14 protein-coding genes are annotated in these 16,409 nt (G+C 66.8%); 2 read left to right on the forward strand and 12 right to left on the reverse strand.

Going from position 1 to position 16,409, the window contains the following annotated elements; translation table 11 throughout:
* Positions 1-10 precede the first annotated feature (10 nt).
* The 6 genes from AB3G45_RS04715 to AB3G45_RS04740 form a co-directional block, all read right to left on the reverse strand.
* Complete coding sequence (locus AB3G45_RS04715) at positions 11-1,006, reverse strand: aldo/keto reductase (RefSeq protein WP_367829483.1); 996 nt, start codon at positions 1,004-1,006, stop codon at positions 11-13.
* Positions 1,003-2,010: a sugar-binding transcriptional regulator gene (locus tag AB3G45_RS04720; protein WP_367829484.1), complete on the reverse strand. Its 1,008-nt coding sequence runs from the start codon at positions 2,008-2,010 to the stop codon at positions 1,003-1,005. The genes AB3G45_RS04715 and AB3G45_RS04720 overlap by 4 nt, the downstream gene beginning before the upstream one ends.
* A complete protein-coding gene (locus AB3G45_RS04725) occupies positions 2,011-3,000 on the reverse strand; it encodes an ABC transporter permease (RefSeq protein WP_367829485.1) in 990 nt (329 codons plus the stop codon). It abuts the gene before it with no gap.
* A gap of 22 nt (positions 3,001-3,022) precedes the next feature.
* Positions 3,023-4,543, reverse strand: coding sequence for a sugar ABC transporter ATP-binding protein (locus AB3G45_RS04730; protein WP_367829853.1), 1,521 nt, complete (start codon positions 4,541-4,543; stop codon positions 3,023-3,025).
* A gap of 197 nt (positions 4,544-4,740) precedes the next feature.
* Positions 4,741-5,769: a substrate-binding domain-containing protein gene (locus AB3G45_RS04735; protein WP_367829486.1), complete on the reverse strand. Its 1,029-nt coding sequence runs from the start codon at positions 5,767-5,769 to the stop codon at positions 4,741-4,743.
* A gap of 204 nt (positions 5,770-5,973) precedes the next feature.
* Positions 5,974-6,879 carry a phosphotransferase gene (locus AB3G45_RS04740; protein WP_367829487.1) on the reverse strand — a complete coding sequence of 302 codons (906 nt, stop codon included), beginning with the start codon at positions 6,877-6,879 and terminating at the stop codon, positions 5,974-5,976.
* Positions 6,880-6,961: 82 nt separating this feature from the next.
* Between AB3G45_RS04740 and AB3G45_RS04745 the strand changes: the two genes are divergently transcribed.
* Positions 6,962-7,603 carry a class I SAM-dependent methyltransferase gene (locus AB3G45_RS04745; RefSeq protein ID WP_367829488.1) on the forward strand — a complete coding sequence of 214 codons (642 nt, stop codon included), beginning with the start codon at positions 6,962-6,964 and terminating at the stop codon, positions 7,601-7,603.
* A gap of 47 nt (positions 7,604-7,650) precedes the next feature.
* Here the strand turns inward: AB3G45_RS04745 and AB3G45_RS04750 are convergent, their stop codons facing one another.
* From AB3G45_RS04750 to AB3G45_RS04770, 5 genes are all read right to left on the reverse strand, one after another.
* The gene (locus tag AB3G45_RS04750) at positions 7,651-10,092 is read right to left on the reverse strand and encodes an FAD-dependent oxidoreductase (protein ID WP_367829489.1); all 2,442 of its coding nucleotides are present in this window, start codon (positions 10,090-10,092) and stop codon (positions 7,651-7,653) included.
* On the reverse strand, positions 10,089-11,000 hold the full coding sequence (locus AB3G45_RS04755; RefSeq protein WP_367829490.1) for a phosphotransferase: 912 nt from the start codon (positions 10,998-11,000) through the stop codon (positions 10,089-10,091). Before AB3G45_RS04755 ends, AB3G45_RS04750 begins: the two co-directional genes overlap by 4 nt.
* Positions 11,000-13,033, reverse strand: coding sequence for an ABC transporter permease (locus AB3G45_RS04760; RefSeq protein WP_367829491.1), 2,034 nt, complete (start codon positions 13,031-13,033; stop codon positions 11,000-11,002). Before AB3G45_RS04760 ends, AB3G45_RS04755 begins: the two co-directional genes overlap by 1 nt.
* Before the next feature lie 4 nt (positions 13,034-13,037).
* Positions 13,038-14,057 carry a glycine betaine/L-proline ABC transporter ATP-binding protein gene (locus AB3G45_RS04765; protein ID WP_367829492.1) on the reverse strand — a complete coding sequence of 340 codons (1,020 nt, stop codon included), beginning with the start codon at positions 14,055-14,057 and terminating at the stop codon, positions 13,038-13,040.
* Positions 14,058-14,149: 92 nt separating this feature from the next.
* Complete coding sequence (locus AB3G45_RS04770; RefSeq protein ID WP_367829493.1) at positions 14,150-15,115, reverse strand: ABC transporter substrate-binding protein; 966 nt, start codon at positions 15,113-15,115, stop codon at positions 14,150-14,152.
* A gap of 231 nt (positions 15,116-15,346) precedes the next feature.
* Here AB3G45_RS04770 and AB3G45_RS04775 point away from each other — a divergent pair, with 231 nt between their 5' ends.
* A complete protein-coding gene (locus tag AB3G45_RS04775) occupies positions 15,347-16,108 on the forward strand; it encodes a DeoR/GlpR family DNA-binding transcription regulator (protein WP_367829854.1) in 762 nt (253 codons plus the stop codon).
* A gap of 63 nt (positions 16,109-16,171) precedes the next feature.
* Here the strand turns inward: AB3G45_RS04775 and AB3G45_RS04780 are convergent, their stop codons facing one another.
* Positions 16,172-16,405, reverse strand: coding sequence for a DUF2171 domain-containing protein (locus AB3G45_RS04780; RefSeq protein WP_367829494.1), 234 nt, complete (start codon positions 16,403-16,405; stop codon positions 16,172-16,174).
* Positions 16,406-16,409: the final 4 nt, after the last annotated feature.

Here is a 16,409-nt window from a genome sequence, read left to right on the forward strand (position 1 = left end):
TGGCAGCCCGTTATCCGTCCATTTGGACCAGTTTCGCCGCGATGGCCGTGTCGATGGCCGCAAGGTCTTCCGCGCCGAGCCGCAGCGTTCCCGCCCGGGCATTGTCGAGCGCCTGCGCCGGGTTTCGCGCGCCGCAAAGGGCAAACGTCACGCCCTCCTGCGCCAGCGTCCAGGCGATCACCACCTGCGCGATGCTGGCCCCGTGGTACTCGGCGAGGGGGCGGATCGCGTCGGAAAAATCCTTCGCCTTCTGCCGGTTGGCAACGGAGAAGCGCGGATTGTCCCTGCGCTGGTCGTCGCCTGAGAAGACGCGGTCGGGGCCGATCGTGCCGGAGAGCAGGCCGAGCGCCAGCGAGGAATAGCTGAGCGTCGCAACGCCGTTTGGAACAGTGAGCGGCAGCAGGTCCGCCTCGATCTTGCGATCGATCATGCTGAACCGCTCCTGGATCGCGTCGAGCGACCCGGTCTCTATATACTGTTCGAGCTCCGACCGGTCGACATTGCTCGCGCCGATGGCGCGGATCTTGCCGGCTTTCTTCAGGTCCTCCAGCGCCGCGACCGTCTCCTCGATCGGCGTCGTCGCGTCCTGCCAGTGGGTGATGTAGAGGTCGATATGGTCCGTGCCGAGCCGGCGCAGGCTCTCCTCCACCTCGTGGACGATCGCGTCCCGGCCGAGATAGCGATGGACCGGCCTGCCGTCCTGGTCGAAGAAGTGGTTGCCCTTCCGCGTGTGCCAGACGAGGCCGCATTTCGTGGCGATGACGGCCTTGTCGCGGCGCCCGGCGATGGCCTTGCCGACGATCTCCTCCGCGCGGCCGAGGCCATAGGCGGGGGCCGTGTCGATGAGGCTGACGCCGGCGTCGAGCGAAGCCTGGATGGCGGCGATGGATTGCGCCTCGTCCGTGCCGCCCCACATCCAGCCGCCGATCGCCCAGGTGCCGAGGCCGACGGCCGAGGCCCTGACGCCGGAGCGCCCGACGGTGCGGATCAATTGTTCGCCGCTCATGCGGAAATCCCTTCTTGCGATGCCAGTTCGAGAATGCGCGCGCCGGTCGCCTCGTCGGTGACGAGCGTGTCGAGATGATCGCCGCGCAGGACGCTGAGGATGGAGCCGGCCTTGTTGAGGCCGCTCGCGACGCCGATCTTCGTCGGGATGGAGGCGAATTCCGCAAGCGTCAGCGAGACCAGCGCACGGTTGAGGCTGTAGTCGCAGAGTCGGCCTTCGCCGTCGAGCAGATGGGCGAGAAGCTCCGAACTCGCGCCGGAACGCTCGATGGCCTTGCGGTCCTCGCTCGACGAGGGATGCAGGTCGTAATAGGTCGAGTCCGGGCTGAGGATCGAGCCGATGCCGACGACGGCGACCTTCGCCTCGCGCGCCCGCTGGAAGACGTCGGCAACGGAGCGCATGTTCATCAGCATTTCCCGCTGCTCGGCGTCGTCGGCGAAGAGCGGCGCGTGGATCTGGTAGGAGCGCCCGCCGAGCCGTTCGGCCATCAGCGTCGAGACGTGATTGACGTCCGTATAGTGCTTGCCCTGCACGCAGCCCGTCGCCGGGACGACCTCGACGTCGAAGCGGTGCGGCGCCTGCAGGCCGGCGACGACGGCGCCGACGCCCTTGCCGCCGGTGATGCAGATCGTGTCGCCGTCGGCGATCTCCTCCAGCAGCAGCCGGGCCGCCGCTTCGCCGACCGCCTGGAGTGCCGTCTGCGGATTGTCGGAAACGGTCGGCACCACGACGGCGCGGCCGATGCCGCCGAGCGCCAGAAGCCGCTCCTCCATGTCGACCAGCGGCTCGACCGGCGACTTGATCTTGATCTCGACGAGGCCGAGCTGGCGGCCGCGCTTGATGAGGCGGTTGACGGTGGCGTGCGACAGGCCGAGCCGGTCGGCGATCTGCGCCTGCGTCAGGCCCTCCAGGAAATGCAGCACGAGCGCCTGGTGCATCTGGCGGGCGATGACGATCTCCTCGCGCGGCGCCGTGGTCTTGGGTTTGAGCTTGGCGATCGGCATTCAGGCGCCCTTCCGCTTGTGCAGGAAATGGTCGATGGAGACGGCGGAAAGCAGGATGCAGCCCTTGATCATGTCCTGCCAGTAGACCGAGACGTTGAGCAGGATCAGCGACGAGGTGACGACCGAGAGCAGCGCGATGCCGAGGATGGCGCCGAGGATGGTGCCCGAGCCGCCGCTGAGCGAGGCCCCGCCGATGACGGCCGCGGCGATGATGTTGAGTTCCATGCCGGCGCCGAAGGTGGGCGTCGCCGCGCCGAAGCGGGACATGTAGATGACGCCCGCGACACCGGCGAGCGTCGAGCACAGCACCGTCACCCAGAACTTCACCTGGTTGGTCTTGATGCCGGAATAGAGCGCCGCCTTCTCGTTGCTGCCGGTGTAGAAGACCTTGCGGAAGGCGGTCGCCCGGCGCAGCAGGAAATCGAACAGGATGACGACGGCGACGAAGATCAGGATGACATAGGGCACGCCGTAGAAGGTGCCCTGCCCCACCGCCTTGAAGCCGGCCGGCAGCGTGAAGAGCGAGAGCGGCGTTCCCTTGGTGATGATGAGGCAGAGGCCGCGCACGATCACCATGGCCGCCAGCGACGTGATGAAATGGTTGAGGCCGACGACCGTCACGAAGAAGCCCATGGCGGCGCCGATGGCGCTCGAGGCGAGGATACCGATCAGCGAGGCCGTCCACGGATCGATGCCAGCCAGGAACAGCGAGCCGGACAGCACCATCGCGAAGCAGACGACGGAGCCGACCGCAAGGTCGATGCCGCCGACGATGAGCAGGATCGTCATGCCGACGACGACGATGCCTTCCACGGAAAAGCTCATCAGCATGGCGCGGAAATTGCCGAGCGTCAGGAAGTGCGGCGAGGCGAAGCTCATGACCACGCAGAGCGCGAGGATGATCGCGATCAGCCCGGCCTCGCGCATGGTGCCGATGCGCTTGAAGGACGATGTCTTCGGCGTGCCTGCCGCCATCGTGTCGATTGCCATTCCCGTCTCTCCCGATTTCTTCTCACGCGGCATGGTTCGCCGCCCTTGCCGTGCCCAGGCCCGAAGCGAGCCGGATCACGGCCTCCTCCGCCATCTCTTCCGCGCCGAGCTCTCCCGCGATGCGGCCCTCCCGCACGACGAGCACGCGGTCGCACAGCCCCAGCAGCTCCGGCATTTCCGAGGATATGACGACGATGCCGATGCCTTCGCGCGCGAGCGCGCGCAAGAGGCGGTGGATTTCCGCCTTCGCGCCGACATCGATGCCGCGCGTCGGCTCGTCCATCAGGATGACCTTCGGCTTGACGGCGAGCTGCTTGGCGATGGCAACCTTCTGCTGGTTGCCGCCGGAGAGCGATTTTACGGGCGCATCGACGCCGCTCATGCGCACCCCGAGCCGCCTGGCAAAATCCTCCGCCAGCGCCGCCTCGCCACGGCGGTTGAGCAGGCCGAGCGGGCTTGTCAGCGATTTCAGATCCAGGATGGAGACGTTTTGCGCGATGGACAGGTCGAGGAAGACGCCCGATCCCTTGCGGTCCTCGGAGAGATAGACGATGCCGGCCTTCACCGCATCCGCATAGGAGCGGATCGCCTGCGTTTCGCCGTGCAGGCGCACCGTGCCGGCGGTGTGCGGCCGCAGCCCGCAGATGCCCTCGGCGATCTCGGTGCGGCCGGAGCCGATGAGACCGCCGATGCCGAGGATTTCGCCCGTGCGCAGGGTGAAGCCGACGTCGTGGAAACGGTCGCCGTCACCGAGGCCGTCGACATCGAGGATCGTCGCGCCCGGCTCCGCGTCGAGCTTGTCGGGATAGAGCTGGGTGATCTCCCGGCCGACCATCCGGCGCACCACCTCGTCGGCCGTCACGTCGGCGATGCGGTCGGTGCAGACATAGCGCCCGTCGCGGAAAACGGTCACGCGGTCGCAGAGCGAAAAGATCTCGGCCATGCGGTGGCTGATATAGATGATCGAGATGCCGTTCGCCTTGAGGTCGCGGATGATGGAGAAGAGCTGCTGCGACTCGGTTTCGGTGAGCGCGGCAGTCGGTTCGTCGAGGATCAGCACGCGGCAGTCGAGCGTCAGCGCCTTGGCGATCTCGACGAGCTGCTGGCTGGAAATCGGCAGGTCCGCCACCTTGCGGCGGACGTCGATGGCGGCAAGGCGGTTCATCACGGCCTGCGCATCGCGCTCCAGGGCGCGGTAGTTCATGAAGGGCGCGCGGCGGCGGTTGGTGGCGGCCATGAACATGTTTTCGGCGACGCTCGCATCCGGGCAGAGCGCGATCTCCTGGTGGACGAGGCCGATGCCGAGCGCCTGGGCGGCGGCGGGGGATGCGATGCGCACGGCCTTGCCGTCGACGCGGATCTCGCCCCCTGTCGGCTGCAGCACGCCGGCGATGATGTTCATCAGCGTCGACTTGCCCGCGCCGTTCTCGCCGCAGAGCGCATGGACCTCGCCGCGCTCCAGGGTGAAGTCGACCCCGGTCAACGCCTTCACCGCCCCGAAATGCTTGGTCACGCCATGAATGGTGAGCACCGGCTCCGCCATCGTTTTCTTTCCTTTGTCCATCACCAGCCCCCTCATCCCCCTGCCGGGACCTTCTCCCCGCTGGGGAGAAGGGGAGGATCGCCGGCGCCTCGTTTCCCTTCTCCCCACCGGGGAGAAGGTGGCCCGAAGGGCCGGATGAGGGGGTGGCTCCGCCCCCTTCCCTCCCGCGCCAGACGGCGCGGGCGGCGCTTGGGAGCTTACTCCTCGATGCCCTTGGTGCCGCGACGCTTCAGGTACTTGTCCCAGTAGAAGTCGTCGGCGTTTTCCGCCGTCACGATGGACAGGCCGTTGTCGACGACCGGGATGCTCATCGGGTTGAAGCCGGAGCGCTTGGCGTCGTTCATCGGGTCGATCAGTTCCGGATGCTTGGCGAGCCACAGCAGCATGAAGCCCATATAGCCCTGCATGCCCTGGTTCGGGTTGATCGAGCCGAAGACCTCGCCGGCCTTGATCATGTCGAGGATGTTGGCGTTGACGTCCGCGCACATGACGAGGACCTTGCCGCCGGTCTCCTTGTTGGCTTGCGCCGCGCCGATGGCCGAGTTGGCTTCCGGCATGAAGACCGCGCCGAGGTTCGGATTGGCCTGGATGAGGCTCGACAGGCCCTGATAGGCCTTGGTCGGATCCTGGTTGGAGGCGGCGCGGCCGACCAGCTTCATGTCCGGCCACTTCTCCTCCATGCGGGCGATGAAGGCGGCGATGCGCTTGTCGTGGTTGTCCTGGCCGGGGTTTTCGAGCACCGCATATTCGCCCTTGCCGCCCATCTTCTCGGCGATCGCGTCGGCCGCATAGGTGCCTTCGCGGGTGTTGTCGGAGGTGATGAAGGACACACGCTTGGAAAGCGGCGAGTCGGCGGCGAAGGTGACGACCGCCGTGCCCTGGTCGATGGCGCGGTTGATCGGCTCGATGAACGGATCGGAGTTCATCGGATGGACGAGGATGCCGGCCGGGTTCTGCGCCAGCGCCTGGTCGAAGGTGGCGATCTGCTTGTTGACGTCATATTCCGGCGTGCCGGTATATTCCGTCTCGCAGCCGAGCTGCTGGCCGGCCTGCTTGAACATCTCATAGACCGGGAACCAGTATTCGACGCCCGAGACCATGACGTTCATGACGTATTTTTCGCCCGGCTCGCAGCGGAACGGATTCTCCGTCTCGGCCGCCGCGGAACCGGCAAGAAGCGTCGTCGCAAGGACCGCCATCGCGGTCGTCGTCAGAAAAGTGCGCAAGTATCCTCCTCGGGGCGCAAGCCCCTCCCAAAAAGCCCGTGGGCGTCGCTTCGACGCCGGTGATCTCCGTGAAGACCGGAATTCCTCCTCGAAGTCCGGTATGGGCAGCTAATCGCAATGCAGAGGGAGTGTCAATATAATTCAGATAATGAAATATATTTCATATCGAAAGACTGAAATCAAGCCCGACGCCTGAAATATCTTTCACCCCTTCGCGACGGCCGCCACCGACGCGGCAAAGACCGGATCGGCCATCAACGCCCGGCAGCGGGCAAAGCGCCCGTCCGCATAGGCCCGGAAATCGGCGGCCGGATTGCCGTTGGCGAGCTGGATCAACCCCCAGAGCGTCCAGAGCAGGTCGCACATCGCCTTGTAGATGACGATACGGCCGCGCTCGGCCGGTTTCGGCGCGCCGCCGAAATAGGCGCGGATCATGGCTTCTTCCTGCTCCCCGTCGAACTCGGCCTCCACCGCCAGATCGCCGAGGTCCCACATCGGGTCGTTCATGCCGGAATATTCCCAGTCGACGATCCACATGCGGTCACCCGTATCGAGAAAATTCTCGCAGAGCGGATCGCAATGGCAGGCGACGACGGGCAAAGAATGGGCGGCGAGCGCGGCGCGTACCGTTTCGGCCTCGCGCAGGCCCTCGTGATAGCCGTCCGGCAGGGCGACGTCCCTGGTGGAGAGCACCGCAAGATAGTCGTCGATCATCGCAAAGAGCTCGAAGCGCGCCGGAAAGACCGCGCCGCTGTCGTGCAGGCGCCGGAAGGCCTCGCCCGCCCGCGCTGGCGCGCCGGCCACGGCCTTGAAGCCCTCCGGCGTCATCGTCGTCGCGCCGGGAATGAAGCGGGTGACCATCAAGCCCGACGCCGCATCCGCATGAAAAACCTCCGGCCCCACGCCGACGCGCGCCGCTTCCCGTGCCGCAACGGCCTCGTTGGCGCGGTCGATATATTCCTCCGTGCCCCTGCCCGGCACGCGCAGGCACCACGCGCCAACGCGGAAGACGAGGTTGGTGAGGCCGCCGAGCCGTTCCACCGGGCCGTCATGGCCGGCCAGAAGGGGAATTTTCGCGATCGCATCCAGCGCCTGCCGCTCTTCGCTCATGAACACCTCCTTTTGGCCGGCCGCGACGGTTTCACAGGTTCCGGCCTTTCGCTATCATCATCCAAACACGGGGAGAAAGACCATGGCAAACGGACATCACGAGGGTGCGCTCGGCGCGGTCTACAATGCAACCGGCACGCAGGAGGTCGCCGCCCTCTACGACGACTGGGCGGAGACCTACGACGCCGACATGGCGAGCGCCGGCTACCGCCATCCGTCGATCTGCCTGGCGCTCCTTGCGCGCCACCTGCCGCGCGGCGCCGCGCCGCTCCTCGATGCCGGCGCCGGCACCGGGCTCATCGGCGAATGGCTGGCGATCCTCGGCTATGCCCATGTCGAGGGTCTCGACATTTCCGAGGGCATGCTTCAACGGGCGGCGGCGAAGGCCGTCTATGCCGCCCTGCACCGCGCCGCCCTCGGCAATCCCCTGCCCTTTCCCGATGGCCACTTCGCCGGCATCGTCTCGGCCGGCGTCTTCACCTCCGGCCATGTCGGCGTGGAGGGCCTGCCGGAACTCATCCGCATCACCCGGCCGGGCGGCGTCCTCGTCCTGACGGTGAAGAACACGCTGTGGAACGACGGTTTTTCCGACCGGCTCGCGGAACTGGAAAGAGACGGCATCCTCGAACGGGCGGAGGAAACCGCGCCCTATGTCTCGATGCCCGGCGAGACGGGCACCGTGCCGAGCCGCGGCGTGGTGCTGAAGGTGCTGCGCCACGCCTGAGAGGGGATCGGCGCGCAAGGACCGGCGTCCCGGTGCGCCCACCGGGATCAGGCCTTCACCCGCGTGCCGGCCGGGTCGTAGAGCGGTTCGAGGTGGATCTTCGCCGGCGTGCGCTCCATGGCGACGACGAGCTCGTAGTCGCCGCCCGTCAGGAAATCGTCGTCCACGCCCTCGGCGCGGCGCACATAGCCGTAGCCGACATTCTTGCCGAGCGTATAGCCGTAGCCGCCGCTGGTGAGATAGCCGACGGCCTCGCCGTTGCGCAGGATCGTCTCGCGGCCGACGAGCACGATGTCTGGATTATCGACCGTGAAGCCGGCCAGCGCCTTCTTGCGCTTTTCGCCCTGCAGGGCCTCCAGCGCCCGGCGTCCGAGGAAATCGGTGTTCTTGCGCAGCTTCACCGCCCAGCCGAGGCCGGCATCGAACGGCGTGTCGTTCGGCGTGATGTCGGATCCCCAGGCGCGATAGCCCTTTTCGAGGCGCAGCGATTCCAGCGCACGATAGCCGACCGGGCGGATGCCGAACGGGGCGCCCGCCATCATCAGCGCATCGAAGACCGTGCCGATGGCCTCGATCGGCACATGCAGCTCCCAGCCGAGCTCGCCGACATAGGTGACGCGCAGCGCCCGCACGACATGGCCGGCCAGCACGATCTCCCGCACATGGCCGAAGGGGAAGCCGGCATTGGAGACGTCGGCATCGGCAAGCGCTGCCAGCACGTCGCGCGCCTTCGGCCCCATCAGCGAAAGCGTGCCGAAATCCTCGCTCACGTCGCGAAGCGTCACGTCGAGGCCGGCGGGAAGATGATCCGCGATCCAGCCGAGGTCGTGGGTGCGGAAGCCGGTGCCCGTCACGATGTAGAACTTCTCCTCGGCGAGCCGCGCCACCGTCAGGTCCGCCTCGATGCCGCCGCGGGTGTTGAGAAGCTGCGTATAGGTCAGCCGCCCCACCGGCTTGCCGACATCGTTGGCGCAGATCCAGTCGAGCGCCTTCAGCGCATCCGGTCCCGTCATCTCGTATTTGGCGAAGGAGGACTGGTCGAAGATGCCGACGGCCTCGCGCACATGGCGATGCTCGTCGCCGACCGTCGAGAACCAGTTCTGCCGACCCATCGAATAGACGTCCCGCGCCTCCATGCCCTTCGGCGCGAACCAGTTCGGCCGCTCCCAGCCGAGCTTGGAGCCGAACACCGCGCCATGCGCCTTCAGCCGCTCGTAGAGCGGCGAGACGACGCGCGGGCGGCCGCTCTCGTATTCCTCGTGCGGGAAGCCGATCGTGTAATGCTTGCCGTAAGCCTCCAGCGTGCGGTCGAGCACCCATTGGCGGTCGCGGTGCATGCCGGAAAAGCGGCGGATGTCGACCACCCAGAGATCGAGCGGCGCCTCGCCGTCGACGACCCATTGCGCCAAGACCCAGCCTGCCCCGCCGCCGGACGCGATGCCGAAGGCGTTGAAGCCTGCGCCGACGAACATGTTGGCGCATTCCGGCGCCACGCCGAGGATGAAGTTGCCGTCGGGCGTAAAGCTCTCCGGCCCGTTGATCATCTGCTTGACGCCGACCTTCTCCAGCGCCGGCACGCGGGCGATCGCCTCCACCATATGCTGCTCGAAATGGTCGAAATCGTCGTCGAACAGCCGGTAGGCCCATTCGTCGGGCACGTCGCCGGTCGTCCAGGGCTGCGGGTTCGGCTCGTAGCCGCCCATGACGAGCCCGCCGACCTCCTCCTTGAAATAGGTGCGGCGGTCGGGATCGCGGATCGTCGGCGCATCGGTGGCGAGCCCCGGCACGGTCTCCGTGATGATGTACTGGTGCTTGACCGGTTGCAGCGGCACGTTGATGCCGGCCATCGCGCCCACCTGCCGCGCCCACTGGCCGGCGCAGTTCACGACTTTTTCGCAGGCGATGTCGCCGAGCGTCGTGCGCACGCGGCGGATGCGGCCGTCCTCGATGTCGAAACCCGTGACGCGCACGTTCTCGACGATCGTCGCGCCGTGCATGCGCGCGCCCCTGGCGAGCGACTGGGTGATGTCCGAGGGGCTCGCCTGGCCGTCCGTCGGCAGCCAGCTTGCGCCGACGAGGTCGCCGACCTCCATCAGCGGCCACATGGCCTTGACCTCCTTCGGCGTCAGGAGGTGCATGTCCATGCCGAAGCTCTTCGCCGTGGTGGCGAGGCGGCGGAACTCCGTCCAGCGGTCCTGGTTGGTGGCAAGCCGCAGGCATCCCGTCATCTTCCAGCCGGTCGCAAGGCCCGTCTCGGCTTCGAGGCCCTTGTAGAGATCGACGGAATATTTCAGCACCCGGGTGATCGACGCCGAGGAGCGGAGCTGGCCGACGAGACCGGCCGCATGCCAGGTCGATCCCGAGGTCAGCGTGCCCTGCTCCAGGAGGATCACGTCCGCCTTGTGGTCGCGGGCGAGATGATAGGCCGTCGAGCAGCCGATGATGCCGCCGCCGATGACAACGATCTCAGCATGGGATGGCAGGGTCATTTGGCGTGTTTCCCGTATTTTGTTCTGTAATGGTCGAGCGCCTTGTCGAGGCGATCGAGATTTTCGGCGGTGTAGCCGACATAGTCGGCGCCGGGGGCTGTGAGGTGGAGTTCGGAGACCATGCTCCACATCGCCTCGCGCAAGAGCGAGGCGCATTGCATGGCGGCATGCGAGCGAAGGATCGCCGGGTCGGGGGAGCCTGCGAAATAGGCGGCGAGGAAATCCTCCGCCGCATCGGGCGAAAGCCCGGCATTGGAGGTGGCGCCGGCAAGGTCGAACATGGCGGTGGAGAAGCCGGCATATTCAAAATCGATCAGCCAGAGCCGGTCGCCGTCGTCCAGAATATTGGCAGGCAGCAGGTCGTTGTGCGCGAAGACGATCGGCAGCGGCGCCTGTGCCGCCTCCAGCTCCTCGGCGAGCGCGAGGTAGCCGGGAAGGTGCGGCTTCATGCGGCTGCCGCCCTCCTTCAGCGTGCGGGCATAGTCGCGTACCACATGGAAGGGCCAGAAGAGGAAGGCGGCGCCGCTCACCTCCTGCGGCATCTCGTTGTGGAACCGGCGCAGCAGGTCCGCCACCCGCCGCCGCTCGGCGGCGACGTCCTCGCCGCCGTAAGTCTTCGCGCCGAGGAAGGCCGAGACCATGACGCCGGGCTCGGCGTAGCGCACTTCCGGGCCGAAGCCGGCGGCATGGGCCGCCCGCGCCGTCATCAGTTCCCGTTCGCGGAAGACATGGTGGAAGGGATAGTCCCGGCCGAAGCGCACGACATGGCATCCCGCCGCATCGCTGACGAGATAGCTCTCGTTGCTGATGCCGCCCTTCAAGGGTGCGATCTCGATGCGGCCTGTCCAGCAGGGCAGCGCGCGGATGCGGTCCTCGACGGCGCAGCTGGGTTCGACAGGACCGTCCATCAGCTCACCCTCTCGCGGATACGGTTCGCGCCGGCGGAAATCAGCCGGTCGGCAATGATGGCGATGAAGGCGACGGAAAGGCCGGCGACGAGGCCGCGGCCGGTATCGGCCTTGGTGAGCGCGATATAGACCTCCTGCCCGAGATCGCGCGTGCCCACCAATGCGGTGATGACCAGCATGGAGAGGGCGAACATGATCGTCTGGTTGAGGCCGAGCAGGATTTCCGGCAGCGCCAGCTTCAGCTTGATCTTGGCGAGGATCTGCCCTTGCGTGCAGCCCATGGCGCGGCCAGCCTCCACCACGCGCGGATCGACGCGCTGGAGGCCGAGCACGGTATAGCGGATCGCCGGCACGACGGCGTAGGCGACGACGGCGATCATGGCGGTGAAATCGCCGACCCGGAACAGCATGACGACGGGCATGAGATAGACGAAGGAGGGCAGCGTCTGCAGCGTGTCTATGACGAGCTGGAGCCAGCGCCACAGCCCCGCACGCTCGGCGGCGAGGATGCCGAGCGGCACGCCGATCAGGCAGGCGAAGACGACGGAGATGCCGCAGAGATAGACGGTGATCGCCGCCTTCTCCCATTGCCCGGTCGCGGCAATCAGGAAGGACAGCGCGCCGACCAGCGCGGCAAGGCGCAGGCCGCCGAGCCTGTAGCCCGAAAGCGCCAGCAGCGCGACGACGCCGGCCCAGGGCAGGTCGCCAAGCAGCCGCTTCAGCGGCACGAGGATGTTCAGGAGGATGACGTTGCGGATCGCCTCCAGCGTGTCGAAGAAATTGACGTTGATCCAGCGCACCACCTCGGACCAGAAGGTGCCGGTTGAGACCTGCCAGCTTTCCGGAAAGCTCTGGAGCGCCGGCACGGCAAGCCCGGCGAGGAAGGTCGTAACGACGACGGCGAGCGCGGCGACGAGATAGGGGTGGCGGGAGACGAAGCCGCCGCCCGCCGGGATCCCGGCCGCCGGCCGGCCGGCCTTTTCCGCATAGGCCTGGCTCAGACGGTCGAGCGCCACGGCGAGCGCGACGATGGCGAGCCCCGCTTCGAGGCCCGCGCCGATATCGAGGCGGCGCAGCGCGGCGAGCACGTCGAAGCCGAGGCCGCCGGCGCCGATCATCGAGGCGATGATGACCATGTTGAGCGAAAGCATGATGACCTGGTTGACGCCGACCATCAGGCTGTCCTTGGCAGACGGCACCATAACCTTCCAGGTCATCTGCCGCCGGCTGCAGCCGACCATGTTGCCGAGGTCGCGGATCTCTGCCGGCACGGAGCGCATGGCGAGGATGGTGACGCGCGCCATCGGCGGCAGGGCGTAGATCAGCGTCGCGACGATGGCCGCGGTCGGGCCGAAGCCGAAGAAGACGAGCACGGGCACGAGATAGGCGAAGACCGGGATCGTCTGCATGAGGTCGAGCACGGGAACCAGCATCCGCTCGAAGACGGGCCAGCGCCAGGCGGCAAGGCCGAGCAAGAGGCCGGCCATAACGCCGATCGGCACGGCGACGAGGATGGAGGCGAGCGTCACCATGGCGCTCGTCCACTGGCCGAAGACGGCGAGGAAGCCGAAGCAGGCCGTGACGAGCGCGGCAAGCCGCACGCCGCCGGCATGGTGGCCGATCAGCGCGACGATGGCGATCACCGCGAGCCAGGAGAGCGGCGGCAGGTGCTGCACGGCGCTCGAGCCCTGACCCGAAAGAAGCCCGCTCGACAGGAGGCCGAGCGCCAGCCGGTAGGGCAGGTCGATGATGTCGGCGAGGAAGCGGGTGAGGTCCGTGAAGGTGAAGAGGCCGAAGCTCGCCTCGTCCACCAGCCATTTCGTCGCTCTGCCGATCCAGCGCGCCGCGGGGACCTCCCATGCGCGCGGATAGGTGAAGGCCCATTTCGCAAAGCCTTCGCCGAACTGCCAGAAGAGGACGAAGAGGGCGAGCGCGGCGGGCCACAGCCAGCGCGCCCGCGCCGCGCCACGCGCGGCCGGGCTTTCCGGGATCGGCTCGGAGACGGGCTGGAGGACGGGGAAGGACGCGCCCATGCCGTCAGCCCCGCATCATCACGTCGACGACCGCCGCGCGGTCGAGGAGGCCCACGGGCGCGCCCGCCCCGTCGAGGGCGGCAAGTGTCTCCTCGCCGCGTGAAAAGAGCGGCGCGGCCTCGGCCACCGGCGCGCTCGCGCGGATCGAGGCGGGCGGCAGCGTGCCGTTCAGCGGCCGCATCAGCGTGGCCACCTTGACGACCTTGGCCCGGGCGACGCTGCGCGTGAACTCCGCCACATAGGGCGTCGCCGGGTTCAGCACGAGGTCCTCCGGCGTTCCCGCCTGCACGATCTCGCCGTCCTTCATGATGGCGATGCGGTCGGCAAGGCGGATCGCCTCGTCGAAATCGTGGGTGATGAAGACGATGGTCTTCTTCAGCACCGATTGCAGGCGCAGGAACTCGTCCTGCATCTCGCGGCGGATCAGCGGGTCGAGCGCGGAAAACGGCTCGTCGAGGAACCAGAGCTCCGGTTCGACGGCGAGCGAGCGGGCGATGCCGACGCGCTGCTGCTGGCCGCCGGAAAGCTCGCGCGGGAAAGCGTTCTCCTTGCCGGCAAGGCCGACGAGGTCGATCATGCGGCGCGCCCGCTCCTCGCGCGCGCGCCGCTCCACGCCCTGGATCTCCAGCGGAAAGGCGACATTGGCAAGCACGGTCAGATGCGGCAGCAGGGCGAAATGCTGGAAGACCATGCCCATCTGGTGGCGACGGATCTCGATCATCCGTGCCTCGCTTGCCGCAAGCAGGTTCTCGCCGTTGAAGAGGATGTCGCCGGAGGTCGGCTCGATGAGGCGCGAAAGGCAGCGCACCAGCGTCGACTTGCCCGAGCCGGACAGGCCCATGATGACGAAGATCTCGCCCTCGCGCACCTCGATATTGACGTCGCGCACCGCGCCGACGGCGCCGGCCGCGCGCAGATCCGCGCTCGTCAGCCGCGCGGCCGCCGGGCCGGCGAGGGATTTGCCGCCTGCGCCAAAGATCTTCCAGACGCCGCGGCAGACAAGTTTCGGTTCGCTAGAGGCCATTGTCATTCCGGTCGCGTGATCGAAACGCGGCCCTTGCGGGCCGCACGAGGACGACCCGGCCTCTCCTGCTGGCAGAGGGCCGGGCCCTGGCGCTACTTCTTGATCCAGCCGGACCAGCGCGCCTCGTTCGCCGCCATCCATTCGGCGACCACCTCGGAGACCTTCTTGCCGTCGAGGTCCACCTTGGTGATCATCGCCCCCATCTCGTCATTGTTGATGTTGAACGCCTTGATGGCGGCGTAGGCGCCCGGCCACTTGTCCTTGACGCCGGACCAGCCGACCTTCCAGATCGGGCCAAAGGGCTTGCCGCAGTCATAGGCGGCATCGGGGTTCAGGCCCGTCGCCGGATCCTCGTAGCATTCCTTCGAGTAGGGCGGGAACTCGACCCACTCGCCCTTGTACTTGGCCGGTGCCCAGTGCGGCGCGTAGATCCACAGGAGGATCGGCGCCTCGCGCTGATAGGCGCTCTCCAGTTCGGCGAAGAGCGCGGCATCCGTGCCGGCATGGATCACCTCGAAGGGCAGCTCCAGCGCCTCGACACGCTCGTCGTCGAAGCCGCCCCAGGTGACCGGACCGCCGAGATAGCGCCCCTTCGGCGCGGTTTCCGGAATGGAGAAGGCTTCCGCGCAGGCTTCGCTCTTCAGCGCCTCCCAGTCCGGCAGGCCGGGGCATTTCTCCTTCATGTAGGCCGGATACCACCATTCCTCCTTGGCCTGCATGCCGGTCTCGCCGAAATTCTCGACCTTGCCGGTGGCGGTCGCCGCGTCCATCGCGTCGCGGCCAGTGGTCTCCCACATCTCCATGGCGACGTGCAGGTCGCCGGTCTGGAGCCCCGCGAACTGCGCGAGGTAGTCGGCCTGGACATAGTCGACGGAATAGCCGGCCTTCTTCAGCACCTCGCCCATGATTTCCGTGGTGATGAGCTGGCCCGTCCAGTCGTGCAGCGTCAGCTTGATCGGGTCGGTGGATTCCTGCGCCGCCGCGGGCGCGATCGTGAAGGCCGCGGACAGGCAGAGCGTCGCGGCAAACAGTCCTGGCAGGCGAATAGGTTGAAACATGCGTGATCTCCCGGTCGCACTTTGAGGTCGATGCTTTCTGATGCGCCGGATGCCGTTCCCCGTACTTTTGTATCTGTCGGCGTGCGCACGGTGCCGATCTCACGCTGGATGAAAGCGGCTGTCAATCCTGAAATGTGGCTTTTTCTGCCTTTGTGACCGAATTTGCGGCTTTCTTGCCAGATGATCCGTCTAGGATTATGAAACAGGAGAACGCATGCGGACATGACGACGATGAACCACTCCAAACGCCACAACGACATCCTGAGGCTGCTCCAGCAGGACGGCACTGTAACGATCGCCGACCTCGCCAAGAAACTCGACGTTTCGCTGGAAACCGTGCGGCGGGACATCAAGCCACTGACGACGAACGGCACCGTCCTGAAGATGCACGGCGCCGTGGCGCTGCCGTCGGTGGTCGGCGAAGCGCCCTTCGAAAAGCGCATGCGCGAGAACAGCGAGGCGAAGAAGGCGATCGCCATGGCGGTCGCCGCGACGATCCGCGACGGCGATTCGATCATGCTCGATACGGGCACGACGACCAGCTACCTCGCCCGCGAACTGCTCGGTCACCGGCGGCTGACGGTCGTCACCAACTCCTCCGACATCGCCCGCACGCTTTCGACGGTCAACGACAACCGCGTCTACATGGCCGGCGGCGAATTGCGCAGCGACAATGGCGCCGCCTTCGGCGTCTCGGCCATCGAGTTCATCAGCCATTTCACCGTCGGCCATGCGGTCATTTCCACGGGCGCGATCGATGCGGGGATCGGCGTGATGGACTACGACCTGGAGGAGGCGGAATTCGCCCGCACCGTGGTCTCGCGCGGCAAGCGGGCCGTCGTCGTCACCGACCACACGAAGTTCGGCCGGCAGGGGCTGGTGCGCGTCTGCGAGTTCAGCATGCTGACCGACCTCTTCACCGACAAGGCGCCGCCCCGCGACGTCTCCACCTCGCTGAAGGCGGCGGGCGTCAACGTCACGCTGGCGCGCTGACGAAAAAGCGGCCCGGCGGAGCGCCCGCCGAACCGCTTTGGATCTTTCCGGAAAACCGGACGATCAGTTCATCGTCGACCACTGGCTTTCGACTTCCCGCGCGTCCTTGTTCAGGTGCACATGGGCGTCGACATGATCGACCCAGTCGAGGGGGATCAGGTGGTGCTGGCCGTCCTTCGAATCGCTCCGGGTGAGCTTGATGCGGCTGTCGCCCTCCATGTGGTCGACGGTGCCGACATGGCGACCATCGGCAGCGCGCACTTCCATATGTTCACGAATTTCGCTTGCAGCGACCATGGGA

Source organism: Shinella sp. S4-D37 (genome assembly GCF_040812195.1).
In the GTDB taxonomy this organism is placed as follows: domain Bacteria; phylum Pseudomonadota; class Alphaproteobacteria; order Rhizobiales; family Rhizobiaceae; genus Shinella.